Consider the following 24792-nt stretch of genomic DNA (forward strand, 5'->3'; position numbering starts at 1 on the left):
CGGCCCTCTGCGGTGCCCTGCGCGGTAGGCTTGAGCCATGCTCAGCGCCCAGTCTTCCGCCGCGCCCAGCCCCACACCGGGCCGGCCCGCCGTCGCACTCTCTGACGACCTGCTCGAGATCCTGCGCTGCCCGGTCAGCGGCAGCACCCTGCGCCAGGACGGGGACCAGCTCATCGCCACCGGCGATCCCAGCCTCCGCTACGCGATCGAACGCGGCGTGCCGAAGCTGCTCGCCCCGCGCTGAGCTCCAGCCCGCGCACCGACAGGCACGTCACCAAGCACGGCATCGAACCTCCACCCGAGACAGCAGAAGGATTTCTATACCCATGAGTTTTGACTACCGCATCGCGGACATCTCCGCGCACGAAGCCGGCCGCCACCAGATCCGTCTGGCCGAGCACGAGATGCCCGGGCTGATGTCCCTGCGCGCGGAGTACGGTGACTCCCAGCCCCTCGCCGGAGCCCGGATCGCCGGTTCGCTGCACATGACCGTGCAGACCGCCGTGCTGATCGAGACCCTGACCGCTCTCGGCGCCGAGGTCCGCTGGGCCTCCTGCAACATCTTCTCCACCCAGGACGAGGCGGCAGCCGCCGTCGTCGTCGGTCCGCACGGCACCCCGGAGGACCCGCAGGGCGTCCCGGTCTTCGCCTGGAAGAACGAGACCCTCGAAGAGTACTGGTGGACCGCCAGCCAGATCTTCGCCTGGCCCGGAGTCGATGAGGACCCCACCGTGGGCGCCAACATGATCCTCGACGACGGCGCCGACGCCACCATGCTGGTGCACAAGGGCGTGGAGTTCGAGGCCGCCGGCGCGGTCCCCTCCGCGCAGGACTCCGATCCCGAGGAGTACCACTACGTGCTGGCCACGCTGCGGAAGTCCCTTGAGGAGAACCCGCAGCGCTGGACCGGGATCGCGAAGAACCTGCGTGGGGTCACCGAGGAGACCACCACCGGCGTGAACCGGCTCTACCAGTTCGCCCGTGACGGCAAGCTGCTCTTCCCGGCGATCAACGTCAACGACTCGGTCACCAAGTCCAAGTTCGACAACAAGTACGGCGTCCGCCACTCGCTGCCCGACGGCATCATGCGCGCCACCGATGTGCTCATCGGTGGCAAGGTCTCCGTCGTCTGCGGCTACGGGGACGTGGGCAAGGGTGCCGCTGAGGCGCTGCGCGGCCAGGGCTCCCGGGTCATCATCACCGAGATCGATCCGATCAACGCGCTGCAGGCAGCCATGGACGGCTACCAGGTCGCCCGGCTGGAGGACGTGCTGGAGACCGGCGACATCTTCATCACCACCACCGGCGGCAAGGACATCATCTCCGCCGAGGCGATGCAGAAGATGAAGAACAAGGCCATCGTCGGCAACGTCGGACACTTCGACAACGAGGTGGACATCGCCGGTCTGGCCGCCATCCCCGGCGTGCAGAAGGTCGAGATCAAGCCGCAGGTGCACGAGTGGGTCATGCCCGCCGACGGCACCCGCGCCGAGGGTTACTCGATCATCCTGCTCTCCGAGGGCCGCCTGCTGAACCTGGGCAACGCCACCGGGCACCCCAGCTTCGTGATGAGCTCCTCCTTCGCGAACCAGACCATCGCGCAGATCGAGCTCTTCGCCAAGACCGCCCCGGACTACACCGGCGAGGACCGCTACGAGACCGACGTCTACGTGCTGCCCAAGGTCCTGGATGAGAAGGTCGCCCGGCTGCACCTCGACGCCCTGGGTGCGCGGCTTACCGAGCTCTCGAAGGAACAGGCTGACTACCTCGGTGTGGACGTGGCCGGCCCGTATAAGCCAGAGCACTACCGCTACTGATCCTGCAGCACTGATGCTCAGCCACTGATCCCGCATGTACCGCCGCCGGCTCACCGCCGCCCTGGTCTTGGTGGGGCTGGCTGTGGTGTCCCCGGTGATGCTGTGGGACTACAACGACGACGGCGCGCTCGGCAGCCCCTGGCTGCTGGGTGTGCCGTTGGCGTGTGGCCTGGCCGGTGCCGCCTTCGCGCTCTGGGGACGCAGCATCGGACTTGCTGTGGTGAGCGTGATGGTCGGAATCTTGGTCCTGCCGGCGTGGATCTTCCTCGTCTACGCGGTCGGAGGGCCCTGAGCGTCGGGCTCTCGCGCCGTTCCCCACGTCCGTCGCATCGGTCGAGGGCCGGTGGCACTCAGAGCCGCGGCGTCAGCGGCGGCTCGGTGCGACGCTGCCCGGTGGCCTCGAAGGCCGCGGCGATCTGCAGCAGTCGGGCGTCGTCGTAGGCGCGCCCTGCGAAGGTGAGCCCCACGGGCATCCCGGTGTCGGCCATGGTGCCCATCGGCACGGTGACCGTGGGGATGCCCAGGTGGCGCCAGACGAGATTCCCGTTCGCGACCCACACCCCGTTGCGCCAGGCCAGCTCGGCTGATTCAGGAGAGACGTCAGCATCCGCCGGTCCCACGTCGGCCACCGCGGGGAAGGCGATGACATCGAACCCGTGCCGATCCATCCACTGGTCGAAGTCCAGCTCCCGGGTGCGGACCAGCCCTTCGATGCCGTTCTGCATCAGCGGAATCGTCTCCAGGTGCAGGTCGGCATGGGCGCGCACCAGCTCCGGCAGGGTCGCGATGTCATCGTCGAAACCGTCGTAGCGGTCCGGCAGCGCCCCGGTCGGCGGCGGGAAGATCTGGCTGCCATCGACTCGCACCATGCTGTGCAGCGCGGGGTCGGCGTTGGCCGCCAGAAAGTCGTCACAGGCCCAGGCGGAGAGCAGCCCCACCTCGTGGCGCAGGTACTCCTCCGGGACCAGTCCGCGGGTCTTGATGTTCGGTGCGCCGGGGCGGTCACCTTCGTAGTTCGACACCGCCGGCAGATCACTGCGCGTGAGCTTCGCCCCGGCCGCGGTGAGGCTCTCGACCGCGGACTCCCAGAGGTGCAGCACCGAGTCGCGCGGGAACACCGGCCGTCCGGTGGAACCGCCGATGCCGGTGACCCCGTCGGATTCCACGGCGGCGGTGCCGGCCTCGGGGTCTTCCCCCAGGTACATCCGGGGAGCTCCGATGCTCAGCCCGGCCAGCACGTCGCGCGCCGCATCCCGGTCAGCCACCGCGAGTCCGGTATAGGGGGCCGGGCGCAGCGACGAGGCCGGCGGCAGCGCGTGCCAGGGCTGGACACGCCAGAAGTCCCCGCGGGGCTGGGGATCATCGGCGACGATCACCTCCAGCACCTCGAGCAGATCCGCCATGGTGCGGGTGTGAGGCACGACGACATCCATGGTCGGCACCAGCGGCCAGTTTCCGCGCATCGAGATCACGCCCCAGGACGGGGTGTAGGCGCAGAGCGCGTTGTTCGAGGCCGGTGCCCGACCGGAGGACCAGGTCTCCTCGGCAAGCCCGAAGCTCGCGAAGCTGGCCGCCGTCGCCGTCCCGGAGCCGTTGGAGGAGCCGGAGGCGAAGGCCGAGGTCAGGTAGGCGGAGTTGTACGGACTCTCGGCCCTGCCATAGAGCCCGCGCTGCATCCCGCCGTTGGCCATCGGGGGCATGTTCGTGAGCCCGAGCAGGATCGCGCCCGCGCCGCGGAGCCGCTCCACGACGAAGGAATCCTGCTGCGCCACCAGCTCCGCGAAGGCCGGAGAGCCGGCCGCCACGGTCATTCCGGCGGCCTTATAGCTGTCCTTCGCGGTATACGGGATCCCTTCCAGCGAACCCAGCGGCTCACCGGAGGCTCGTCGAGCATCGGAGGCCCGCGCCTCCTCCAAGGCCCGCGGGTTCATCACCACCAGGGCGTTGAGCCGGGGCCCGTGCCCGGAGTCCTGCCGGTCATAGGCCTCGATCCGGTCCAGATAGGCCTGCACCAGCTGCTCGCTGGTGAGCCTCCCGCCTTCCAGGGCCTCGCGCAGCTGCGCGATGGAGGCCTCGACGACGTCGAAGCCCGCCCCGTCCGGGGATCCCTCCCCCCGGGATCCGGCGTTCGCGGAGGACTCGCTCATCGCTCGCCGTCCCCACTGAGCTGCTCCAGCGGTGCGGCGTGGCTCACCGGGGCGGGCTGCTGCTGCGTGATGCAGTGGATGCCCCCACCGAAGCGCAGGATGTCCCTAGCGTCGACGAGCTCGATGCGCCGGTCGGGGTAGGCCTGGGCGAGGATCGCGGCGGCGTCGTCGTCGTGGGGGTCGTCGTAGGCGCAGAGCACCACCACCCCGTTGGCCACGTAGTGGTTGATGTAGGTCCAGTCCACGTGCTCGCCGTCCTGAAGAATGGTGGCGGGGGCCGGGACGTCGATGATGTGGAGGGGTTCTCCGGCGGCGTCGCGCGCCGTCTCCAGGAAGGCGCGCAGGGTGCGGGTGACCTCGTGGTCCGGATGGGACGGATCGTTCTGGCGGTGCAGCAGGATGCTCCCGGAGGGGGTGAAGGCGGCGAACATGTCCACGTGGCCGCGGGTGCCGAACTCCTCGTAGTCCCTTGTCAGCCCGCGTGGGAACCAGACGGCGTGAGTGGTGCCCAGCGCTGTGTGGATCTCGGCCTCGACCTCGGCATGGGACAGGTCGGGATTGCGAGAGACGTCGCGCTGGACCGTCTCGGTCAGCAGCACCGTGCCGCGCCCATCGACATGGATGGCCCCGCCCTCGTTGACCAACGGGCTGCTGACCCGCGCCGCGCGGGTCTGCGCAGTCACCGCGGAGGCGATGTGCTCATCCCGGGCCCAGCTGGCCCAGCTCTGCGCACCCCAGCCGTTGAAGATCCAGTCCACCGCAGCCAGCTCGCCATCGGCCCGGTGCACGAAGGTCGGCCCGATATCGCGCATCCAGGCGTCGTCCAGCGGCAGCGACAGCAGCGTGATCGCGTCGCCGAGCTGTTCCTGGGCCACAGGGAGGTCTCCCGGCGCCACGACCACGGTGACGGGTTCGTGCTCGGCGATCACCCGGGCGACCCGGGCCCAGGCCGCGCGAGCCGCCTCCAAGGTGGCGGATCCCGGCTCGCCGAAGGTGTCGTTGGCAGGGGGGAACGCCATCCAGGTCCGTTCATGCGGCGCCCATTCCGGGGGCATCCGCAGCGTGTCGGGTGAGGAGGTCATAGGGCTCCGTCAGGTGGTGGGGAACTCGGTGGTCTCAAAGCGACGGCGGAAGAACTCCGGCCGCTTGTGATATTGCCAGAACATCGCCGCAATGCCGAGGGTGAAGACCAACATTCCCAAGATGAACACCAGGCCGACGCCGCCGATCTCCGAGCCGGAGCCGTAGTCGGGGTCCATCGAGTCCCAGATGGTCTGGAAGAAGAAGATCAGCAGCAGGATCCCGCCGACCAGGGGAGCGAGCAGCTTGTTGAAGAAGTCCCCGACGGAGGCAGTGGACTCGCCGCGGAAGTACCAGACGCAGGCCAGCGCGGTGATCCCGTAGTAGAAGCAGACCATCATGCCCAGCGTGGTGATGGTGTCCCAGAGGACGTTCTCCGAAATGATGCGCATCACCACGTAGAACACCGAGGCGATGACCACTGCGACCACGGTCGCGTAGGCCGGCGTCTGGTACCGCGGGCTGACCTGGGAGTACTTCTTGTCGAGCGCGCCATAGTGGCCCATCGCCAGCATCGTGCGGGCCGGGGAGATCATGGTGGACTGCAGCGAGGCGGCGGAGGAGGAGAGCACCGCCAGCGACATCAGGATCGCCATCGGTCCCATCACGGGTCCGGCCAGCGCGGCGAAGACGTTCTCCTGGATGTCGGGGTTGCCCAGCCCGAACGCGCCGTCGGAGACCCCCGCGAAGGTCAGTGCCCCGAGGGTGACCACGGTGTAGAGGCTCACGACAACCAGGATGGTCAGGATCGCGGCCCTCCCGGGTGTGGTGGTGGTGCCGCGGGACTCCTCGTTCATCGTCAGCACCACGTCCCATCCCCAGTAGATGAAGACCGAGAGCGCGATCCCGGCGGAGAAGGCGGAGAAGGACTCGATGCCGAAGGGGTTGAACCATTCCCAGCTGAGGGCCGTGGCGTCGAAGGCCGAGCCGGCGGAGACCTGGCGGAATGCCGCGACGGCGAACCAGAGCAGCACCAGCACCTGGAAGGAGACCAGCACGTACTGCACGGTCTTGGTGGTCTCCATGCCCCGGTAGGAGACGTAGGCGGCAGCGGCCATAAAGATCACACAGGTGATCACGTTGACCGGGACGTTGCGGGTCAGCTCGGCGATCGACTCGACCCCGGTGATCTGGCTGATCGCGAGGTAGAAGAAGTCCACCGCGATCCCGGCGAGATTGGAGAGCACCAGGATCGTGGCCGCGAGCAGCCCCCAGCTTCCCATCCAGCCGATCCAGGGGCCGAAGGACTTCGACGCCCAGGTGAAGGTGGTGCCGGCGTCGGGCATCGCCCGGTTCAGCTGGCGGTAGCCCAGCGCGACCAGCAGCATCGGGATGAACCCGACGATGAGCACCGCCGGCAGATGATCGCCCACGGCGGAGGCGGTGGGCCCCAGCGCCCCGGAGAGCGTGTAGGCCGGGGCGATCGTGGAGACTCCGATGACCACCGCGCCCAGCGCCCCGATGCTGCCGATGCTGAGTCCCTTGCTGTGGGCGTGCTGTTGAGCTGTCTGGACGCCTGCGCCGCGTGGTTCGCTCATCATCGTCTCCTCGGTCAGCGCGTGGTGGGGGCGTTGGTGTCAGGGCTGCTGAGGTCAGGGCTGCTGACTTCAGGGTTTCGGGGCAGCAGGACCATGGGGATCGGCAGGTGGGAGAGCACCCGGGCCGCCGTCATGCCCAGGAAGATGTGCCGGCGTCGGGCCAGCGGGGAGGAGCCGATGAGCAGCAGTCCGCCCGGCGGCCAATCCACTGTGTCCACGGCGTGGCGCAGCGTGCGTCCGGTGGCGAAGATGTGCCTGCTCGGCTGGTTCGACCCCGGCCCGACGCTGGACTCGTTGCCGGTGTCGTCCCGGGCCGGGCTGGACTCCTTGTCCTCGAAGGTCACGAAGGTCAGCGAGGCACCCAGCTGAGCGGACCAGGATTCGCTGGAGCGGCTGACCTGGTGATCGGGGTGAGCGGGGGAGATCGCGGCCAACACGTCGGTGATCACGGTCTTGGACCGGTAGCCGGAGGGGGCCAGCGCCACCGGGACGGGTGAGCTGTGCAGCAGCGCGGTGACCGCCGGGTGGGTCATGATCCGGCCGAACCCGATGCCGGATCCGGTGACCAGCACATCAGAGTCCAGCTCCTGCACCGCGGAGACGAGTCCCTCGGCGATCGAGCCTGCCGGGCGGATATGGCTGTGGTGCCGGATCTCGGCCGGGATGACCTCCTCGGCCTCGGCGATCCACTGCTGCGCCTGTTCGGCGATGATCCCCACGACGCTGCCCACCGGGGGATACTCCTGTTTGAACGCCGAGTCCTGGCGGATGATCAGAATCAGGTCGAGCCGCGCCCCGGCGGCGCGGGCCAGCGCGATGCCCAGCGCCAGGGCGTCGTGGCTGCGTTCATCACCGCCGAAGCCCACCGCCACCCGATGGATCTTGTGTTCAGCCATAGCTCGCCTCCGCGTGATCGGTGTGCTCTGCGGAGCGTGCTGTGTGCTCCGTCAGCCGGTGCACGACGTCGGACGCGGCCCGGCGACCCTGCCGCAGCGCTCCGTCGACGTGCTGATAGCCCTCTGCCGCAAGGTCGGAGCAGGCCCAGTGCAGCGGACCCACCGCACTGCGCTGATGCGCTCCGTAGCGGGAGAGTCCGCCGATGTCGAAGCTCGCGGCATAGGCGCCGCGGGTCCACTCCTCGGCGCCGAAATCCGACTCGTAGTAGACCTCGGGGGTCAGCGCCTTCTCGCCCAGATAGGCGGCCAGTGAACCGAGGATCGCCTCACGCCGCTCCGCCGCGGTGAGGCTGAACATGTCATCGGCGACCTCATCTGAGACGAAGCCGACCAGGGTGCCGCGGCGGTCCTGGTGGTTGGTGTTGTCGTAGACCTCCTGGACGATCTCGTTGGGACCGAAGCCGGTGCCCGAGAGGCCCGCCTCGCGCCAGAACGGTCGGCCATAGACCGCGTGGACCTTGATCACCTGGCCCATGGACTGGTGCTGGTGCATCTGGTGCTGGAGCCGGGGCAGCGGCGGCTCGAAGCTGATCCGTGAGTAGAGGTTCGGCGGCACCGCGACGATGACCTCGCGGGCCCGCACGGTGAGCCGGTCGGAGAAGACTGTGGCGCCTCCCTCGCGGTGCCAGGCGATGGTGCGCACCGGGGTGGAGAGCTGCACCGAGTCTGCGGGCAGTTGGGCCTCCATCGCCTCCGAGACGCTCTGCATCCCGCCGACCACCCGTCGGTCCAGAATGAAGTCCTCGTCCACCAGGTTGCTGAAGGACCCGGCGGAGGTGGCCATCAGGACCGCCTGCAGCGCGGAGAAGGCGTGGTCGGGTTTGGTGAGCATGCCCCCGGCGAGGAAGATCGCGATGTTCTCCCGAGCTGCCACGTCCTCGGTCTGGCTGCGCAGCCACTCGTTGAAGGTCACGGTGTCGAGCTCGCGGGCCTGCGGATGCGCCCAGGGCTCTGAGGGCCCGATGGAGGCGGCCAGCTCGTCGATGATTCGGATGATCCGCCGCATCTCTGCCACGGTCTGCTCCGGTGCGGGGAACATCTCCCCAGTGAACTCATGGCGGACGCCCTCGCGGTCGAGGTAGACGTTCGCGCCATCCCGGTAGCGGGTGAAGGTCTCCATGCCCAGCTCATCGAGGAGCTCCAGGAGTGCGCTCTGGTCCGGGGAGACCCACTGTCCACCGATCTCCAGGAAGGCGCCGTCGATCTCCTGGGACCAGGTGCGCCCACCGACGCGGTCGCGCGCCTCCAACACGATGGTGGAGTGTCCCGCGGCATGCAGCGTCCGGGCGGCCATCAGGCCGGCCGGTCCCGCGCCGACGACGACGACGTCGCACTCGCGCGCTTCGCTGCTGCCCAGTGATCGTTGAGCGTCCATGCTGTTCCTCTTCACGTGTAAATTAACTATATTCATTAACGGGTAGTCCAGGACAGTTGTCAAGACCTCCTGGATATTTTCACGGGGCCAAATCCGGGCCCATAGACTGGGTCCTCGCGGCCGACGGTCTGACTGGACATATCACCGGGTCGACGGTGTCGCCGACGACGCGAGCGGAGCGGAGGAAAGGCACAATGACGGCGGAGACGACGCGATCCAGAGGGCGGGGCCGCCCCACATCCCCGGTGCTCTCGCGTGAGGCGATCGCGGCGAGGGCCATGACCCTGGTGGCTGAACGCGGGTATGACCATCTGACCATGGCCGGACTGGCGCGCAGGCTCGGCGTCTCAGCGTCAGCGCTGTACAACCACGTCTCCTCCAAGCATGACGTCCTGGTGCTGATCCAGGACCGGTTGAACGCCGAGATCGACTGCAGCGCCTTCGGTCGGCTTCCCTGGCCCGAGGCGCTGAGCGCCTGGGCGCGCTCGTATCGTGAGTCCTATGTGGAGCACACCGAGCTGATTCCGCTGATCGCGGTGCTGCCGATCGCCGACGCCCCGAAGTCTCTTGAGATGTATGAGCGGGTCTTCGTCGCGCTGCACTCCGCCGGGATCGACGACCGCGACGCGGTCGACATCATCGCCGGGATCGAGGCGCTGGTCTTCGGCGCGGCCTTCGACGCCTCGGCCCCTGCGGACATCTTCGACCCGGGCAGCCTCGGGGACATCGCGCCGACCTTCGCCCAGGCCGCCGCGCTGCGCGCCGCCGATGCCCGCGCCTCCGCCGATCGTGCCTTCGAGATGACCCTGGAGGTCCTCGTCGATGGGCTTCTCCGACGGGTGGAGACTGGTGAGACGTTCAGTCCAAGGCATGCATGACGTGCTTGACCCGCGTGTATTCCTCGACTGAGTAGAGCGAGAGGTCCTTGCCGTAGCCGGAGGACTTGAAGCCGCCGTGCGGCATCTCGGCGACCAGCAGCAGGTGGGTGTTGACCCACACGCAGCCGAAGTCGAGATCGCGGCTCATCCGCATCGCCTGTCCCTGATCCGTCGTCCAGACGCTGGAGGCCAGCGCGTAGTCCACGCCGTTGGCCAGCGTGATCGCCTCCTCCTCAGTGGCGAAGGGCTGCACCGTGAGCACGGGCGCGAAGGTCTCCTCCTGGACCAGCTGGTCCTCCTGGCGAACCCCGGTGATGATGGTGGGCTGCACGAAGAATCCCTTGGCGTCCGCTGGCGGCGCGCCGCCGGTGATCACCGTGGCGTGATCGGGGATGCTCTCCAGCTTGGTGCGGACGGTCTCGAAGTGGCGCACGTTGTTCAGCGGTCCATAGTCGTTCTGCGCGTCGTCGAGATCACCGGTGGTCAGCTTCGCAGCCTGGGCGGCCAGCAGCTCGACGAACTCGTCATGCACGCTGTCCTGGACCAGCACGCGGGTCACCGCGGTGCAGTCCTGACCGGCGTTGAAGGTGCCGAAGGTCAGGATCAGCTCGGCGGCCTTGTGCAGGTCCGCGTCGGCGAAGACCACGGCAGGAGCCTTTCCGCCGAGCTCCAGATGGGTACGCTTGACCGATTTCGCGGCGGAGGTCGCGACCGCCTGACCTGCGCGCACTGAACCGGTGATGGCCACCATGGCAGGGGTGTCGTGCTCGGTGAGCAGCTCTCCGGTGCTGCGGTCGCCGAGCACCACGTTGAACACGCCGGCGGGCAGCACCTCCCCGGCCAGGCGGGCCAGGACCAGGGTGGACTCGGGGGTGGTCTCTGAGGGTTTGAGCACGATGGTGTTGCCGGCGGCCAGGGCGGGCCCGATCTTCCAGAGGGCCATCATCAGCGGGAAGTTCCACGGGGTGATCTGCGCGACGACGCCGACCGGCTCGCGCCGCACATAGGAGGTGTGCCCTTCCAGATACTCCGCGGCACCGCGGCCTTCGAGCAGCCGTGCGGCCCCGGCGAAGAAGCGCAGCTGGTCGGCGCCGGCGGCCACCTCCTCCTCGGCGATGATCCGGCGCGGCTGTCCGGTGTTGCGATGCTGGGCCTCGACCAGCTCATCTGAGTGCTGTTCCAGCTTGTCGGCCAGGGCGAGCAGACAGCGCTGACGCTCCGAGGGCGTCGCCGACTTCCAGGTGCTGAAGGCGGTGCTGGCCGCGGCGAAGGCGGCGTCGACGTCGGCCGCGTCGGAGACCGGAGAGAGGGCCACGCGCTTGCCGGTGACGGGGCTGATCAGCTCTAGGTCCGTCGATCCGCTGGCCGCGACGAAGGACCCGTTGATGTAGTTCTCAAGCCGCGCGCTCACAGAGATCTCCTCCACACTCAGATAATGATTAGGGTTCATTTTACGATGGGTAGATGTGCCGCGCAACACTGTTGGAGAATCTGTCTCGGGTGTACTGCTGGGCTGAATCTGGTGAGAAGAGGAGCCTCAGATGCGCAAGGTGATGGACGGGCAGCGGACACATCAGCACGAGGGCGAGCTGGTGGTATTCGTGCTCGGCATGACGATCAACAAGCCGTGGCGTGTGGATCGGTGGATGCCGGTCTTCGCTGCGATGCCGAAGATGCTCGAGGAGCTCTCGGCGGACCCGGAGTCGGGGCTGTTGGGCCACCGTCTGGGGATCGGCCCCGGAGGACCGATCAGCGTCCAGTACTGGTCCTCCACGGAGAAGCTCTTCGACTACGCCTCAGATCGAGAGGCGCTGCACCGCCCCGCCTGGGCGGCGTTCAACCGGGGAGCGATGAAGACCCCGGGGGCGGTGGGCATCTGGCATGAGACCTATGTGGTCGAGCAGGCCGAATCTGCCTATGTGAACACCCCGGTGACGGGGCTCAGTGAAGCCACGTCCTCGGTCCCGGTGGGACGCGGGAAGGAGCGGGCGCGCGACCGGCTCAAGCAGCTGCGCCCGGCTCAGCTGTAGGGCAGCTGGTGCAGCCGCTGGCCGAGCCGCTGCTGGCGCTCCGCCTGGATGCGCAGCCGCCGGTACTCGCGATTGCGCCGCTCGGCCATGACCGCGACCAGGAATTCGGTGGCCGAGGAGGGTGGGGCCGGGGGAGCGACATGGCCGGCGATCTCATTGGCGAGCCGGTTGGCGGTGTGCTCCAGGGCCTGGGTGTTGTGTCCGCGGGGCGAGTCCTGGATCGTTCGCAGGAACCGCGAAGCACGGGCGGCCACCGTGTCGGGGATCCGGCCCAGGTCTGCGATCTGGGTCCAGGAGGTCAGCTGCGCGGGCACCGGCAGCATCATCGGCTTCACGGCGGGCTGGCGGACCCGGATCACGTAGGTGCCGGCCACCATGTCACCCAGGCGTTTGGTGCGCCGGCTGAACATCCCGGCGAAGAGCGGGATGATCCCAAAGCTGAGGTAGATCTCCCCGAAGCCGACCAGCGCGCGGATTCCGGCATGGCGCAGCCGGATCGCGCCGCCGTCGTCGCGCACCACCCGGGTGCCGAAGATCAGCCGTCCCACGGATCGGCCCCGGGTCAGGGTCTCCACCGTCATCGGCAGCATCACCAGGCACAGCACGGCCCCGCCGAGCATGACGGCGGCCTCCAGCGCCGGATCGACGACGCCGGCGCCGGCAGCCATGCCGGAGAGGATCAGGAAGGCCACCAGCGCGGCCCAGGAGATGATCAGATCCACGATCAGCGAGGCGGCACGGGTGATCAGCGAGGCGGCTGGAAGCTCCAGCTCGACGCCTTCACCGGTGATCACATTGCGCATGGGCCAAGCCTAGCGTCACGAGGGCGAGCTCGGGCGGCGCCGCCAGCGACGAGGCCCCGGACCAGCACTAGGCCCGAGGAGTCCAGGGCTGCAGGATCGTGGTCATGGCCTCGGTGAGGCTGCGCTGCAGCAGCGGGCCGAAGGACACGCGCTTCACGCCCAGCGTCGTGAGCTCCTCGAGGCTCAGTCCCTCGGGGACGGCGCCGTTGACCGGGTGGGCGGTCACATTCAGCGGGGTCTTCACGGCGGCCAGGATCTGCTCGAGGTAGTCCCGGGAGGGGACCTTCACCGGGTACAGCGAATCGGCGCCGGCCTGCTCCAGCAGGCGCAGCCGGTGCAGCGCGTCCTTCAGCTGAGCCTCCGGGTCTGCGTCGGTGGTGAAGGCGTCGGTGCGGCCGTTGATCACCAGGTGTGTGCCGGTGGCATCCGCGGCGGCACGGATCGCGGCGATGTAGGCGGCATGCTCCTCGGCCGAGCGCATCTCGTCCATCGAATGGACCGTGTCCTCGATGTTGATTCCGACGGCACCGGCCTCCAGGGTGCGGTGGACCAGCTCCTCGGCGGGGGTGTCGTATCCGGATTCCAGGTCGACCGAGACCGGGATCTCGACGACGTCGGTGATGCGCCGCACCACGGCGAGGACGTCGGCCAGATCCATCGCCTCGCCGTCGGCCTCACCGAGCGAGTCCGCCACCGGATGGCTGCCGATGGTCAGCGCGGAGAACCCGAGGGAGGCGCAGGCCTCGGCCGACCAGGCGTCCCAGACGGTGGGCAGGATGACCGGAGTGGCCTGGTGGTGGAGCTCGAGGAGACGTGTGGCGTGCTGTTCGGTGGAAGTCATCTTCGCATCGTGGCACATGCGAGACCCTGAGGGAAGACGGTCCTGCAGGTGCCGTGATACTGCCCTGAGGAGACGGTAGTCTCATGGCGTGGATATCGATGCCTTCATCGCCGTGCATCAGCACGAGTGGGACCGACTCTCGAAGCTGGCCTCGCGGCGTCGGCTCTCTGCCGGCGAGGCCGATGAGATGCTGCGGCTCTACGAGCGCACCTCCACCCACCTGTCCATGATCCGCGCGGCCGAGCCGGACTCCCCGGTGGTGGCCTCGTTGTCAGCGCCGCTGGGTCGGGCCCGCGCGCACCTGACCGGGACCGGGGAGAACGTCTTCGTCTCCAGCGCCTATTTCTTCACCCAGACCCTGCCGGTGGCGTTCTACCGGATCCGTTGGCTCACCGTGATCCTGGGGGCGGCGTTCATCGCGGTCACCATCGCCTTCGCGCTCTGGACGATCAACCATCCGCAGATCGATCTGCTCATGCCCGAGGAGGCCCGGCAGAGCTACGCCGGGACCGAGTTCATCAACTACTACTCGGAGCACCCGAACTCCAGCTTCGCCGCGCAGGTATGGACCAACAACGCGTGGATCGCCGCGCAGGAGGTGGCCTTCGGGGTGACCGGGGTCTTCGTGCCCTTCGTGCTCTTCGTCAACGCCCAGGGCCTGGGCATGGCAGCCGGAGTCATGGCTGAACAGGGCGAGGCCTCCACCTTCTGGCTCTACATCCTGCCCCACGGGCTGATGGAGATCACCGCGATCTTCATCGCCGGCGCGGCCGGGCTGCGGATCTTCTGGGCCTGGGTCGCTCCGGGGCAGATGCGACGCTCCGCCGCGCTGGCCGCCGAAGGACGCAAGCTCATCACCGTGGCCTTCGGGCTGGTGCTGGTGCTGCTGATCTCCGGGGTGGTGGAAGGCTTCGTGACGCCCTCGGATCTGCCGCACTGGCTGAGGATCGGCATCGGCGCCGCCGTGCTCGCCGCGTACTGGGTCTACACCCTGGTGTTGGGGGGTCGGGCATACCGTGCCGGAGTCACCGGCGACCTCGGAAAGTACGACGCCGGCACGGTGGAGCTGACGGCCTGAACTTCACCTGGTGCGGGGCAGGACCTCGACCCTAGGTCTCCGCATCCTTCTCGCGCAGACTACTGAGATAACTAAGTAGTCGGAGCTGACCCCGCCGCGTCGAACGCAGTGCGAATGACAATCTTGAGCACACTTGAAGCCACCTACCCAGAGAGACACCAGTTGTGAGCGCCAGCGTTTTTGGGATATCCCGCAGAGAACTCCTCGGTCGATCCGCTGACATGCAAGTTCTGCAGGGCCACGCAGAGCGAGCACGTCAGGGGTCCGCTCAGCTTGTGGTCATCGAGGGGGAGAAGGGGGTCGGAAAGACCACTCTGGTCAGGGAATTCTTGGACTCGATCGAAGGCTTCCGGACATTTTCCACCACGGTGCTGGAGGAGGACCAGGAGACCCCGGCGTCACTGTCAGGGATCCTGTTCAGCGATGAGCCATACCCTGATTCTCAGACGCCCGAGGCGCTCGTAGAGGCGGCCCGTTCCGCCGTTGCCTCCCAGCAGAGCCCCTTCGTCGTCGTCGTCGAGGATTTCCACTGGGCCGACCCGGTGTCGGTCGAAGCCCTGATGCGGGGGCTCCGCCCCCTGACCGCCTTCCCGGGTCTGTTACTGATCACCATGAAGCGCGCCGAGCGCAAAGATCTCAAACGTCTGGTCCAGCTGGCTCAGTCGAACCCGGCGGCCTCCCACATCGTGATGTCCACCCTCACTGAGTACGGGGTTCGGCAGCACCTCAGCGCCGCCACCGGACTGCCGATCTCCGACCACACCGCCGCTGCGATCCACCACATCACCGGTGGGTTGCCCCTGGTGGTCTATGAGGCCGCCACCTGGCTCGAGCACACGGCGTCCTTCCCCGGGCGCAGCATCCAGCACGTGGTGGCGCGGGTCCAGTCCGCCATGCAGGAAGGCTCCAACCGATACCGCCAACACATCGAGCGCAGCATGGAGGAACTCTCCACGAACGCGCGGGACGTGCTGGGACTGCTGGCGCTGGCGGGGGTGCCGCTGTCCGCGGGGTACCTGCTGCGTGCGCTCAGCGCGCAGGAGAGTGATCTGGCGGAGTTGAGAACCCGGGAACTGGTCAGCACCGATTTCTCCGGTGTGGACTACCGGCTGCGCAGTTCCAGCTGGCAGAGCGGGCTTCGTGACCTCATCTCCCCTGTGGACCGGGTCAGGCTTCTGCTGGCGCTGGCAGAGTCCGACGACGGTCCGGAGAGCTTCGCGTTCCGGCTCAGCGCCGCTCGCCTCGGCGAGGATCAGGAGTACCTGGTGATGCTCGGCGAACTCGGCGTCGAGCGCACCTCCGAGCTGGAGCAGCAGGGGCTCGGTGCGAAGGCCGAGAGTCTGATCCAGCAGGTCACCACCGCGCTGCCCCAGGAGGGCGGCCTGCGTGCGCTGATCAGCCTGGCTGTCCGTCGCCGCGCGCTGCCGCAGGTGATCAACGATGGTCTCGACGTGGCCTTCGGCAGCATGGCCGAGGGGACCCTCAAGGCGGCTTGGAACGCCCTGATATTCCTGCGCGCCGGATCCACCGGCGAGGCAGTCTCCTCGTTGCAGCGGTTCCCGCCCAGCCCTGAGAGCCGGACCGAGGACGTCGTGGTCTTCGCCTATGCGGTGAGTGAGTGCGGGCGGCTCGCCATCCCGTATGGGCTCGGGGTTCCCAGTCCAGAGTTCTTCGTCTCCGCCTGCACTGCGATCGAAGGCTGGCGCGGCGCTGAGCGTCAGGTCTCCGGTGCAACGCAGGACGCCGTCGAAGCTGTCGCAAAGGAGGCGACCGCGGAGGACGACTATCTGGGGCAGCTGATGATCATCATCGAGATGTGGCATCTGCTGGCCAAGCCGCGCGGAGACCGGGCACCGGACGAGAGCGTCACGGAGCTGCGAGACCTGATGAACCGTCGGGTTCCCGAACCGACGACGGCACTTGCAGCGAGCGCCGTGCGGTCCGTGCTGGCTGGACGATTGCGGCTCGCCGGAGAATCCCGGTCGTCATTCCGGATGCTCGAGACCCTGGTCCAGCAGCCGGCCACCGACTATCTGGCCTACGCACGATTGAATTTCGCACTCTCGCTGTTCTACGCGGGACGCTGGGATGAGGCCGAGCAGCTGGCCACCGGTGTCGCAGCCGAGGGGCTGAAGAACGGTGAGGACGTCCATGCGCTCGTCAGCTACGCGTTCGCCGCACTGGTGCCCCTGGCCCGAGGACAGGTGCGCGGCCAGCGGCTGCTCGAGGTTGTGAAGAACGCCCAGCATGGTCCCGAGCCCACTGCGGCTGACACGATCGGTGCCTTCGTCGAGGTCTGGGGCTGCATCCTGCGGGAGGAGAATGGATCGGCCTTGGACCTGTTGCTGGGACTGAAGGAACGGCAGTCTCCCTGGGCCGTGATTGGACTGATGCAGGTCACTCTCCTGGGACGGCTGCTCTGCCAACAGGGCCGTGTCGAGGAGGCTCGCGATCTGATCCACTCGATCCGAGACATCAGCATTCCGGCGACGCCGGCCTCACGCCGCTATGCCGAGACCTACCTGACCGGTCTGACCGCGGACAACCCGCGGCGGGGGATCGAGCGTCTGCTTGCGGCGATCGACCTGTTGGACCTCATCACGCATCCCCAGAGATCTCCTGGAGAGGCCGAGCGCGGAAGTTTCAGGCTGCACCGGGCGTTGCTGGCGCTCGATATCGCGGACCTGTGCGCGGCCCACCTCGATGCGCTCGGGGAGCATCGGCCCCGCGCACTGGACCTGCTGGCCTGGGCCGAGGTGGTGTTCACCCGGTGCGGAGTGGAGTCGCTTGCCGAACATGGCACCCAGACCCGATTCCGCCTGCAGAAGGGTCTGCGTCCTGGGGTCGGCGAGAACGGCGCGGGGGGTCACTTTGATGCCGGTCTGCAGGTGCTCACCCGCCGGGAGCGCGAGGTCGCCAGACACGTCGCCCGGGGTCTCACTAACCGCGAGGTCGCCGAACATCTCGTGCTCTCCGTGCGGACCGTGGAGACCCATGTCCGCAACATCTTGGTGAAGCTGGAGCTGGACAGCCGGAAGACGCTCAGGCGCCGCCTGACCACGTCGGTCCCCTCGCGGCAATGACTAATCCGCGGCCAGCCTCAGATCCAAAGATCGAGTCGATCGCTGTTCACGGAGAGAGGTTGGTCTTGGACCGCCGTGATGCGCTGCGTGGAGGATCAGGAACAGGCAAGCCCGCTTCGCGACGATGAATCGTCAGTCAGGGCAGTCTGGCTTCCGAGCTGACAGCAGCCGCGCTCCGAGTATCGCCGCATACGCGGTCGTGAGTGGAATCGCTCCGGTGAATCGGTAACCCAGCTCGTCCTCGACACTCCTGATTCGAATCGCGACGGATGAATGATGCATGTGCAGCGCCACCGCAGCTTTTCTCAAGGACCCGAGCCGGCAGAGCGCTTCCACCGCGTCGAGGTCTGCACGGCCGCCATCGGTGCTGCCGATCATTTGAACGGCGTCCATGCTCGGCAGGTCCTGAAGCCCCTGTGACGTGAACGAGTACAACACCGTGAGGCCGCCGAGCTCACGGAATGACATCGCGCGAGAGACGGCGGAACCAAAGTGGGTGAACCCCAGGGCCTGTGTGGCTTGAATGCAGGACTGCTCGATTGGCTGGTCTGACAAGACGTGGTCCAGGCCGAGACAAAGATCGTGTGCATTCTCCGCCAACCGTCGAAGGGCTGTCACTTCATCGGAGAGCACCACCGCCCCGTCAGCCCATGGGGTCACCAGGCTCCCCGGTGCAGCCCTCTCGATGCGCGCCCGGAGGTGTGCAAAGCTCCAGCCCCGGAACACCATAACGGCCGCATATCGAGAGAGTCGCTCCGGAACCGGCGTCCGCGCGGCTTGATCACGGTCGTCCATTTGACCGAGAAGGCGCTCTGCCATCGCGTAGGGTTCACGTTCCCGATTCATGTACCTCTATCTTAAATAGATTATGAGTCGCCTTTACTGAAATATTAGTCCATCTAAGTGTTTATGTTAACTAACTAACACCCGACGATTGTCGGGACGTTTTTTACTGTGCGCAAATTATAATCATTTCGAGCCCTACATTCCACCAGCGTCAACCATCCAGGTGCTGGTAGCTTCAGTCATTTGGGGACGCTGGAGTCTTGGTTGAGGCAAGGAGTGAATCTCAAAAAGGGCTTGAGTTCGGTCCGGTGAGGACCTTGGTGAGTGCAAATAGAATGGAATAAACCATGGAGAAAATTACTCGGGCATCAATCGCCGGCGTAGCTGGACTTGGCCTCCTCGCCGGAGGCGCGACCTTCGCCCTGTGGAGCGACAGTGAGCCAGTCCCTGATGCCGAGATTAGTTCAGGTACCTTGACCCTGTCGCCAGCATCGAACATCGAGTGGACCGACCTTAGCGGGACGGAACCAGCGGTGATCACGGACATCACCGCCTACGAGGCCATTCCAGGTGCTCGCCTTCAGTACGCCGCCGACTTCGCGGTCAACGCCTCAGGTGACAACCTGACTGCGGTGCTTGATACAACAGGCATGGCCAATGCCAGCGTGGGTGAACTGTCGGGGGACGCTGTGAGCGTGGTCTCGGAGTTCACGCTCAACGGCGCCCCTGTCACGACAGTCAGTAGCTCAGATGAATCTCAGACCGTCTCGGTGACAGTGGACATTGAGGTGTCGGATCTCGGCGACACGGTCGGCCAGAACGGACAGATCGTCCTGTCCAACGGTCAGGTGACCCTCACGCAGGAATCACTGGGTCAGTAGCCCATCGAGCTAGATCGCAGCACGAGCTAGTGGAGGGATGAGGACTGTGAAGCCGGTTTCTGGAACTATTTTATGTGTCTCGGCGCTCCTGTTAGGGGCATCGGGCGTTACCCAGGCGGCCTGGTCTGATCAGGTGACATTCGGCGGCGTGACGCTCTCGGTGGATCTCACGCCGCGAGATTCTGGGCGACCAGCACCAAGCGAATCAGAGACCCCGTCCCCCACGTCTGAGGTCATCGAGTCCGATTTTGCGGACCGCGATGACAGTTCTGCCGTAACTTCCCCGGAGCCCACGCGAGATCCCGTGTCCTCCGGGGAAGCCACGGCTGAACCCGAGCAGTCCCGCGAAGTCCCTGCTGAGGAGGCCCCCACGTCTGCCGAAGCACCAACCTCCATCGAGGCAGCAACGCCGACCGAGAGTGCGACCGGCGAGCCCAACGATGAGCTCACTGAGTCAGCTTTACCTGAGGTGAACGAATGATGCCCAGAATTGCACCGCAGACCTCGTCGGCAACGAATGTGCCCAGGCATCGCAGGCCTAACTTCAGGAAGCGGTCTACCGCGCGCCGGGCATTCACTCTGGTGTCCTGGGCGTTCCTCACGACTGTAGTCCTCCTCGTGCTCCTAGTTCTGGTCATCCCGCGCCTTCTGGGTGCCGTCCCGCTGGCAGTCCTGACCAGCTCGATGGAGCCCTCATTGCCGCCCGGCACGCTGGTGGTATCGCAGCCGGTTGATCCTGCGGAAGTGGGCATAGGGGACGTGATCACCTACCAGCCCGAGTCGGGCAACAGGACCTTGATCACGCACCGTGTGATCTCGGTCGGCTATGGCGAAGCTGGCTCCACATATGTGCTTCAAGGTGACAATTCAGGCGCCGCAGATGATCCGATTGTGGAAGACCAGATCATGGGCAAGGTCATCTACAGCGTCCCTTTCGTCGGCTACCTCACTTCGGCCCTACCCACTGCGGATAGAGCCTGGGTCATCACCGGCATTGGTGGAGTACTGATCGCGTACTCGCTGTTTCTAGTGGCCAGTGCAATACGCTCCAAGACGTCTACCTCCCGTGTAACACCGTCCTGACTCTTGCGCTCACGTGCATCGATCACTTCCGATGTGACCCTTTAACGTAGTCGAAGGTCAGAGGACCGGGGTGGAGCCAAGTTTCTGCAGTCAGCGGGAAATGCCCAACGCCGACTCTCCGGGCTTCCTCCCAACATTAGGGGTGCCGCGCTCATACTGTTGAGAAGAGTCAGTAATGTGTGGAGAGGCAGATATGAGCGCGAATTCTGATCGGAACGAGGCCGGAAGGCCTGCCGACGAGAACGAAGATTTTGAATCCGGGCTGGACTACGGCGCCTTTGCATCAGAAGAGCCCGTTTTCCCCGATGACACCCTGAGTGCCGAGCGTGACCAGCGCCCATCGCGGGCGAGCCGGGCCGACGCCGGCCAGCCCAGTGCGGCACAGTCCGGTGCGGCGCAGTCGGGGACCGGGCAGGCCGACGATCAGGCCACCCAGGCGATGCCGGTGACCCGCGAGTCGCAGGGTGCTCCCGCTCGTCACGATCAGAACCATGACGCCCCCACCGAGAACATTCCGCGCACTCCCCCGCGGGACGCCGGCGCGGAGAATCCCAACGCCACGCGGTCCCTCGACGACCTGCGCACCTCCCGGGACACCCGGTCGATGGATGACACCACCACGTTCACCGGGGCAGCCGCCGCGGGCACCGGTGGAGCGACTGCCGCAAGCTCGGGCGCTGCGCCATCTGGCACCGGAGCATCCAACGCTGAAGCTTCGACACCCGGGGCGGACTCCACGTCCGCGGCGCAGGACACCCCTCGCCCGACTCCGGCGGTCTCGAGCCAGGACTCCGCCGGCGAACCCAACCGGGGTGCTGACACCCATGAGCCCACGGAGAACGCCGCCGAGCTGAGCCGTCGCGAGCAGCGTCGTCGGGATCGGGACGCCGCGAAGTCCGATGACCAGGACACCGCCGTGGTCCCCGCCGCCGGAACCGGCGCAGCTGGTGCAGCGGCCGGTGCTGGCGCGGTCGCCGCCGGCAGCTCGGCAGGTGCCAGCACCCGCAGCGGATCCGTGGAGAACTCCAACCGCCCCGGTCCCGGGCCTGCTCACGCGGTCTCCGGCTCGGACGAGTCGGTCACCGATGCCGATTTGAACGACGAGGTGGCCCGCTCCAAGCGCGGCGTCTCCCGCCTCTTCCAGGTCCTGATCGCGATCTTCACCCCGATCCTGCTGCTGGTCGCCGCCGTGCGCCTGGTGGCCTCCCCGCTCTTCCTCTGGGTGGCGTACAACCGCCCGTGGATCCCGGAGGGCGCCTACAGCATGGACGCCGAAGACCGGCTGGTCTACGGCTCCTACGGCACAGACTTCCTGACCAACCTCGCGAACGGACGCTACCTCTCGGAACTCGCGCCCGGCGGTGAGCAGCTGTTCACCGACGGTGAGGTCTCGCACATGGTCGATGTGAAGTTCGTGGTCCTCTGGGTCATGCTCATCGGAATCGTCCTGCTGGTGATCACCTTGATCCTGGCGCTGCTGCTGCGCGCCTGGCGTCCCGGGGGAGTGGCCCGCGGGCTCTTCGCCGGCGCCTGGGTGACGCTGGGCATCATCATCGCCGTCGCGGTCCTGGCGATCATCGACTGGCAGCTCTTCTTCGCCGAGTTCCACCGGATCTTCTTCGCCGACGGCACCTGGACCTTCCCGGCCGATTCCACGCTGATCCAGCTCTACCCCGAGCAGTTCTGGATCGACGCCGGCGTCGCCGTGGTCGCCCTGGCAGTGCTGTTCGCCGTGATCCTGCTCATCGCGACCTGGCCGACCCGCCGTCGTCGTGCACGCCGGGCGGCACGCCTGGCCGAGGTGCACGAGCGCCGCAAGGTCAAGCTGGTCGATGAGCTCAACAAGAACAACGGAGACTACAGCGAGACCTCGACCCGAACACGGGACGGCAACCTCGATCGGGGCCAGACCGCAGCGACGCGCTGAGACTTGTCTCCGACGGCGCCTGACCAAGGGGTGCTGACGGGTACACTCTTCGCTGATGACCAGTGACAACACCGCCGCAGCCCCAGCCGCCCAGGGTCCCCTCGTGGGGATCCTGGGCGGCATGGGTCCTGCCGCCACAGTCGACTTCTATTCAAAGCTGATCGCGGCCACTCCCGCCGCCACAGACCAGCAGCACCTGCGCGTGATGATCTGGGCCGATCCCACCGTCCCGGACCGTTCCCAGGCGATCGTGGGCCAGGGGGAGGACCCCACCCCGAAGCTCGTTGAAGGCGCCCAGCGGCTCAAGGACGCCGGAGCCGCGTTCTACGTCGCCGCGTGCAACGGGTCCCACGCCTTTCTGCCGCGCGTCCGCGAGCAGGTCGAGCTGGACTATGTCTCCATGATCGAGGTGACCGCCGAGCACCTCAGCGCGCTTCCCTACGTGAAGGCCGCAGGGCTGCTCGCCACAGACGCCACCCTGACCGCGGGGCTCTACCAGGACAGCCTCGCCGCCTACGGGGTCGAGCCGATCGTTCCCGAGGCAGCGGATCAGCACACCGTGATGGAAGCGATCTACGCGGTCAAGGCCGGCAACCTCGGGACAGAGCTGCGCGCCGCCCTGGTCCGGGTCGCTGAATCCCTGGTGGCCCAGGGCGCCGACGTGATCGTCGCGGCCTGCACCGAGATCCCGCTGGCGATGACCACCGAGGAGTCTCCGCGCCCACTGGTGGACCCTGCGGTGCTGCTGGCCAACCACGTGGTCACGAGGGCCAACAGGCTGCGCTGACCAGTACCGAAGCGCAGCAGGCTCCCGGGACGGTGAATCCGAGGAGCCTGGCTGGGGCGGATGTAGCGCCCGCTCAGATGGTGATGGTGCCCTTGGGGCTGCGGAAGGTGACCGACATGATGCCGGGAGTGCCGGACGGGGCGATCCACTCGACGTCGACATCCTCGAAGGGGTCCACGTTCGGGCATGCCAGCCACTCGGTCACCCGGTCCGGGGAACCCGCGATGCTCAGCTTGGTCAGCGCCGCCTCCGGAGGATAGGCCTGGGAGGGGTGCAGACCGTCGGTGCCTTCGTTCCAGCGCAGCAGGTAGGGGACCTGAGGGTCAGCGATGAGCCCCTTGATCCCGATCTGCTGCCAGGTCAGCTCCTGGCCGTCGGGGAACTTGCGGTTGCCCGGGACCGCCTTGCGACCCAGACGCTCCTCGAAGGGCGTGAGGTCGTCGACGCTCACACACCAGCCCATCCAGCCGCCTCCGACCAGGGAGCGGTTGCGCACCGCCTGTCCGAAGGGGGCCTTGTCTGCGCTGGGATGGTCCAGCACCTCGACGATCTCGAGGTACTGCCTGTTCTCCAGCGGGATGATGGCATTGCGAGTGCCGAAGCGTGGATGGATGCCGCCGCGGACGCGCTCCACGCCCAGGGCATCGGTGATTCGTTCCACCGTGGATTCCATTCCATCAGGACCGACTGCGTAAGAGACGTGATCGAGGCGCATCATGAGGACATCATGACACCCCTCGCCGCAGAGCGATAAATCGCGTTGATCACTCATACTTATCCTGCATTTTTCTACCGGTTGTAGAAATATCACGACGACGGCGCAACTGGCCCCGGTATGGCGCGTATCCTTGATAGGTGCTCAAGACCGCTCTGCAGCCCAAATGGATCGGGACCCTAGCCCTGGCGCTGGTCCTGGCCACAGTCTTCGTGGTGCTGAGCGCCTGGCAGTTCAGCGAATCAAGTGCTGAACCGCCCCCGACCCAGGAGATCACCGAGACTCCGGTCCCGCTCACCGAGGTCCACGAGCCCCAAAGGCCGATGACGGTGGCCGAGGCGGACCGGATCGTGGACGCCAGCGGCGAGTTCCTCGAAGACACCCAGGTCCTCGTCGACGAACGCCTGCAGAACGGGGACTCCGGCTATTGGGTCATCGCCGCGTTCCGCCCCGAGGACGCCCCGGATGACAACATCATCCCGGTGGTCCGCGGCTGGGTCGCCGACCCCGCCGACGCTGACGAGCTCCCCGCCGGAGAATCGGTCGAGATCCAGGGCAGGCTGCTTCCCCCCGAGGCCCCAGGCCCGGGTCAGCGCGGAATGTCCGCCGACGGCACACAGATCTTCCCCACACTCTCCCCGGCGGAGCTCATCAATGTCTGGGACGAGCCGGGATACTCCGGCTTCCTCGTGGCCTTCGAGACCCTCGACGCCAGCGGCGCGGAGCTGGGCGCGGCGTCGTCGTCCTCGGGCATGGAACCGGTCCAGGTCGACCCGCAGCCCGAGACCTCCGACATCAACTGGTTGAACCTCTTCTACGGCGTGGAATGGACCCTCTTCGCCGGCTTCGCGTTCTTCTTCTGGTGGCGCCTGGTCAAGGACGCCCACGAGAAGCAGCTGGAGGAAGAGCGGCTGGACCGCGAATGGCAGGAGCAGTGGCGCGCCGAGCAGCTCGCCCTGCGGCAGCAGACCCAAGCGAAAGACTAGT

22 protein-coding genes are annotated in these 24792 nt (G+C 66.9%); 12 read left to right on the forward strand and 10 right to left on the reverse strand.

The window, feature by feature from the left end; all coding sequences use genetic code 11:
* Positions 1–37 precede the first annotated feature (37 nt).
* The 3 genes from ACHAA4_RS11440 to ACHAA4_RS11450 all read left to right on the forward strand — a co-directional run bounded on the left by ACHAA4_RS11440 (position 38) and on the right by ACHAA4_RS11450 (position 2109).
* Complete coding sequence (locus tag ACHAA4_RS11440; RefSeq protein ID WP_435774300.1) at positions 38–244, forward strand: hypothetical protein; 207 nt, start codon at positions 38–40, stop codon at positions 242–244.
* 82 nt (positions 245–326) lie between these two features.
* Positions 327–1817, forward strand: coding sequence for an adenosylhomocysteinase (gene ahcY, locus ACHAA4_RS11445; protein WP_435774301.1), 1491 nt, complete (start codon positions 327–329; stop codon positions 1815–1817).
* A gap of 34 nt (positions 1818–1851) precedes the next feature.
* Positions 1852–2109 (forward strand): hypothetical protein, encoded by a 258-nt coding sequence (locus ACHAA4_RS11450; RefSeq protein WP_435774302.1) that lies wholly within the window; start codon positions 1852–1854, stop codon positions 2107–2109.
* 58 nt (positions 2110–2167) lie between these two features.
* On the opposite strand, the gene ACHAA4_RS11455 is transcribed toward ACHAA4_RS11450, so the two are convergent.
* From ACHAA4_RS11455 to ACHAA4_RS11475, 5 genes are read right to left on the reverse strand one after another with little or no spacing between them, the layout of a single operon-like run.
* Entirely contained in the window at positions 2168–3964 is a 1797-nt protein-coding gene (locus ACHAA4_RS11455) for an amidase (RefSeq protein ID WP_435774303.1), read from the reverse strand.
* Complete coding sequence (locus ACHAA4_RS11460) at positions 3961–5046, reverse strand: agmatine deiminase family protein (RefSeq protein WP_435774304.1); 1086 nt, start codon at positions 5044–5046, stop codon at positions 3961–3963. The genes ACHAA4_RS11455 and ACHAA4_RS11460 overlap by 4 nt, the downstream gene beginning before the upstream one ends.
* A 9-nt stretch (positions 5047–5055) precedes the next feature.
* A complete protein-coding gene (locus tag ACHAA4_RS11465) occupies positions 5056–6582 on the reverse strand; it encodes an APC family permease (protein ID WP_435774305.1) in 1527 nt (508 codons plus the stop codon).
* A 14-nt stretch (positions 6583–6596) separates the two neighbouring features.
* A complete protein-coding gene (locus ACHAA4_RS11470) occupies positions 6597–7478 on the reverse strand; it encodes a universal stress protein (protein ID WP_435774306.1) in 882 nt (293 codons plus the stop codon).
* Complete coding sequence (locus ACHAA4_RS11475) at positions 7471–8913, reverse strand: flavin monoamine oxidase family protein (RefSeq protein ID WP_435774307.1); 1443 nt, start codon at positions 8911–8913, stop codon at positions 7471–7473. Before ACHAA4_RS11475 ends, ACHAA4_RS11470 begins: the two co-directional genes overlap by 8 nt.
* 194 nt (positions 8914–9107) lie before the next feature.
* On the opposite strand from ACHAA4_RS11475, the gene ACHAA4_RS11480 reads away from it, so the two are divergent.
* On the forward strand, positions 9108–9791 hold the full coding sequence (locus ACHAA4_RS11480; protein WP_435774308.1) for a TetR/AcrR family transcriptional regulator: 684 nt from the start codon (positions 9108–9110) through the stop codon (positions 9789–9791).
* Here the strand turns inward: ACHAA4_RS11480 and ACHAA4_RS11485 are convergent.
* Positions 9772–11202, reverse strand: a complete 1431-nt coding sequence (locus tag ACHAA4_RS11485) for an aminobutyraldehyde dehydrogenase (protein WP_435774309.1) — start codon at positions 11200–11202, stop codon at positions 9772–9774. The genes ACHAA4_RS11480 and ACHAA4_RS11485 overlap by 20 nt on opposite strands.
* A gap of 130 nt (positions 11203–11332) precedes the next feature.
* On the opposite strand from ACHAA4_RS11485, the gene ACHAA4_RS11490 reads away from it, so the two are divergent.
* Positions 11333–11821: a DUF4188 domain-containing protein gene (locus tag ACHAA4_RS11490; RefSeq protein WP_435774310.1), complete on the forward strand. Its 489-nt coding sequence runs from the start codon at positions 11333–11335 to the stop codon at positions 11819–11821.
* Here the strand turns inward: ACHAA4_RS11490 and ACHAA4_RS11495 are convergent.
* Positions 11812–12624 (reverse strand): RDD family protein, encoded by an 813-nt coding sequence (locus ACHAA4_RS11495; RefSeq protein ID WP_435774311.1) that lies wholly within the window; start codon positions 12622–12624, stop codon positions 11812–11814. The genes ACHAA4_RS11490 and ACHAA4_RS11495 overlap by 10 nt on opposite strands.
* 67 nt (positions 12625–12691) lie before the next feature.
* On the reverse strand, positions 12692–13465 hold the full coding sequence (locus ACHAA4_RS11500; RefSeq protein WP_435774312.1) for an isocitrate lyase/PEP mutase family protein: 774 nt from the start codon (positions 13463–13465) through the stop codon (positions 12692–12694).
* 88 nt (positions 13466–13553) lie between these two features.
* Between ACHAA4_RS11500 and ACHAA4_RS11505 the strand changes: the two genes are divergently transcribed.
* Both ACHAA4_RS11505 and ACHAA4_RS11510 read left to right on the forward strand, forming a co-directional pair.
* Positions 13554–14543 (forward strand): stage II sporulation protein M, encoded by a 990-nt coding sequence (locus ACHAA4_RS11505; protein ID WP_435774313.1) that lies wholly within the window; start codon positions 13554–13556, stop codon positions 14541–14543.
* A 164-nt stretch (positions 14544–14707) separates the two neighbouring features.
* The gene (locus ACHAA4_RS11510; protein WP_435774314.1) at positions 14708–17626 is read left to right on the forward strand and encodes a helix-turn-helix transcriptional regulator; all 2919 of its coding nucleotides are present in this window, start codon (positions 14708–14710) and stop codon (positions 17624–17626) included.
* A gap of 132 nt (positions 17627–17758) precedes the next feature.
* Here ACHAA4_RS11510 and ACHAA4_RS11515 read toward each other — a convergent pair whose 3' ends face one another.
* Positions 17759–18472: a helix-turn-helix domain-containing protein gene (locus ACHAA4_RS11515; protein WP_435774315.1), complete on the reverse strand. Its 714-nt coding sequence runs from the start codon at positions 18470–18472 to the stop codon at positions 17759–17761.
* Positions 18473–18759: 287 nt separating this feature from the next.
* Here ACHAA4_RS11515 and ACHAA4_RS11520 point away from each other — a divergent pair, with 287 nt between their 5' ends.
* The 4 genes from ACHAA4_RS11520 to cuyB all read left to right on the forward strand — a co-directional run bounded on the left by ACHAA4_RS11520 (position 18760) and on the right by cuyB (position 23090).
* On the forward strand, positions 18760–19293 hold the full coding sequence (locus tag ACHAA4_RS11520) for an alternate-type signal peptide domain-containing protein (protein ID WP_435774316.1): 534 nt from the start codon (positions 18760–18762) through the stop codon (positions 19291–19293).
* 480 nt (positions 19294–19773) lie between these two features.
* Complete coding sequence (locus ACHAA4_RS11525; protein WP_435774317.1) at positions 19774–20376, forward strand: signal peptidase I; 603 nt, start codon at positions 19774–19776, stop codon at positions 20374–20376.
* Between the two features lie 193 nt (positions 20377–20569).
* A complete protein-coding gene (locus tag ACHAA4_RS11530) occupies positions 20570–22303 on the forward strand; it encodes a TIGR01906 family membrane protein (RefSeq protein WP_435774318.1) in 1734 nt (577 codons plus the stop codon).
* A 55-nt stretch (positions 22304–22358) separates the two neighbouring features.
* Positions 22359–23090, forward strand: coding sequence for a cysteate racemase (gene cuyB, locus ACHAA4_RS11535; protein WP_435774319.1), 732 nt, complete (start codon positions 22359–22361; stop codon positions 23088–23090).
* Between the two features lie 73 nt (positions 23091–23163).
* Here the strand turns inward: cuyB and ACHAA4_RS11540 are convergent, their stop codons facing one another.
* Entirely contained in the window at positions 23164–23808 is a 645-nt protein-coding gene (locus ACHAA4_RS11540) for a VOC family protein (RefSeq protein WP_435774320.1), read from the reverse strand.
* Between the two features lie 137 nt (positions 23809–23945).
* Between ACHAA4_RS11540 and ACHAA4_RS11545 the strand changes: the two genes are divergently transcribed.
* Positions 23946–24791, forward strand: coding sequence for an SURF1 family protein (locus ACHAA4_RS11545; protein ID WP_435774321.1), 846 nt, complete (start codon positions 23946–23948; stop codon positions 24789–24791).
* The last annotated feature ends 1 nt before the right edge of the window (position 24792 follow it).

The sequence above is a fragment of the Nesterenkonia maliinae genome (genome assembly GCF_051262655.1).
Taxonomy (GTDB): domain Bacteria; phylum Actinomycetota; class Actinomycetes; order Actinomycetales; family Micrococcaceae; genus Nesterenkonia.

Coding starts and splice junctions, on each gene's coding strand:
- ACHAA4_RS11440 (WP_435774300.1), top strand. CDS start 38: ATGCTCAGCGCCCAGTCTTCCGCCGCGCCCAGCCCCACACCGGGCCGG.
- ahcY (WP_435774301.1), top strand. CDS start 327: ATGAGTTTTGACTACCGCATCGCGGACATCTCCGCGCACGAAGCCGGC.
- ACHAA4_RS11450 (WP_435774302.1), top strand. CDS start 1,852: ATGTACCGCCGCCGGCTCACCGCCGCCCTGGTCTTGGTGGGGCTGGCT.
- ACHAA4_RS11455 (WP_435774303.1), bottom strand. CDS start 3,964: ATGAGCGAGTCCTCCGCGAACGCCGGATCCCGGGGGGAGGGATCCCCG.
- ACHAA4_RS11460 (WP_435774304.1), bottom strand. CDS start 5,046: ATGACCTCCTCACCCGACACGCTGCGGATGCCCCCGGAATGGGCGCCG.
- ACHAA4_RS11465 (WP_435774305.1), bottom strand. CDS start 6,582: ATGAGCGAACCACGCGGCGCAGGCGTCCAGACAGCTCAACAGCACGCC.
- ACHAA4_RS11470 (WP_435774306.1), bottom strand. CDS start 7,478: ATGGCTGAACACAAGATCCATCGGGTGGCGGTGGGCTTCGGCGGTGAT.
- ACHAA4_RS11475 (WP_435774307.1), bottom strand. CDS start 8,913: ATGGACGCTCAACGATCACTGGGCAGCAGCGAAGCGCGCGAGTGCGAC.
- ACHAA4_RS11480 (WP_435774308.1), top strand. CDS start 9,108: ATGACGGCGGAGACGACGCGATCCAGAGGGCGGGGCCGCCCCACATCC.
- ACHAA4_RS11490 (WP_435774310.1), top strand. CDS start 11,333: ATGCGCAAGGTGATGGACGGGCAGCGGACACATCAGCACGAGGGCGAG.
- ACHAA4_RS11495 (WP_435774311.1), bottom strand. CDS start 12,624: ATGCGCAATGTGATCACCGGTGAAGGCGTCGAGCTGGAGCTTCCAGCC.
- ACHAA4_RS11500 (WP_435774312.1), bottom strand. CDS start 13,465: ATGACTTCCACCGAACAGCACGCCACACGTCTCCTCGAGCTCCACCAC.
- ACHAA4_RS11515 (WP_435774315.1), bottom strand. CDS start 18,472: ATGAATCGGGAACGTGAACCCTACGCGATGGCAGAGCGCCTTCTCGGT.
- ACHAA4_RS11520 (WP_435774316.1), top strand. CDS start 18,760: ATGGAGAAAATTACTCGGGCATCAATCGCCGGCGTAGCTGGACTTGGC.
- ACHAA4_RS11525 (WP_435774317.1), top strand. CDS start 19,774: ATGCCCAGAATTGCACCGCAGACCTCGTCGGCAACGAATGTGCCCAGG.
- ACHAA4_RS11530 (WP_435774318.1), top strand. CDS start 20,570: ATGAGCGCGAATTCTGATCGGAACGAGGCCGGAAGGCCTGCCGACGAG.
- cuyB (WP_435774319.1), top strand. CDS start 22,359: ATGACCAGTGACAACACCGCCGCAGCCCCAGCCGCCCAGGGTCCCCTC.
- ACHAA4_RS11540 (WP_435774320.1), bottom strand. CDS start 23,808: ATGATGCGCCTCGATCACGTCTCTTACGCAGTCGGTCCTGATGGAATG.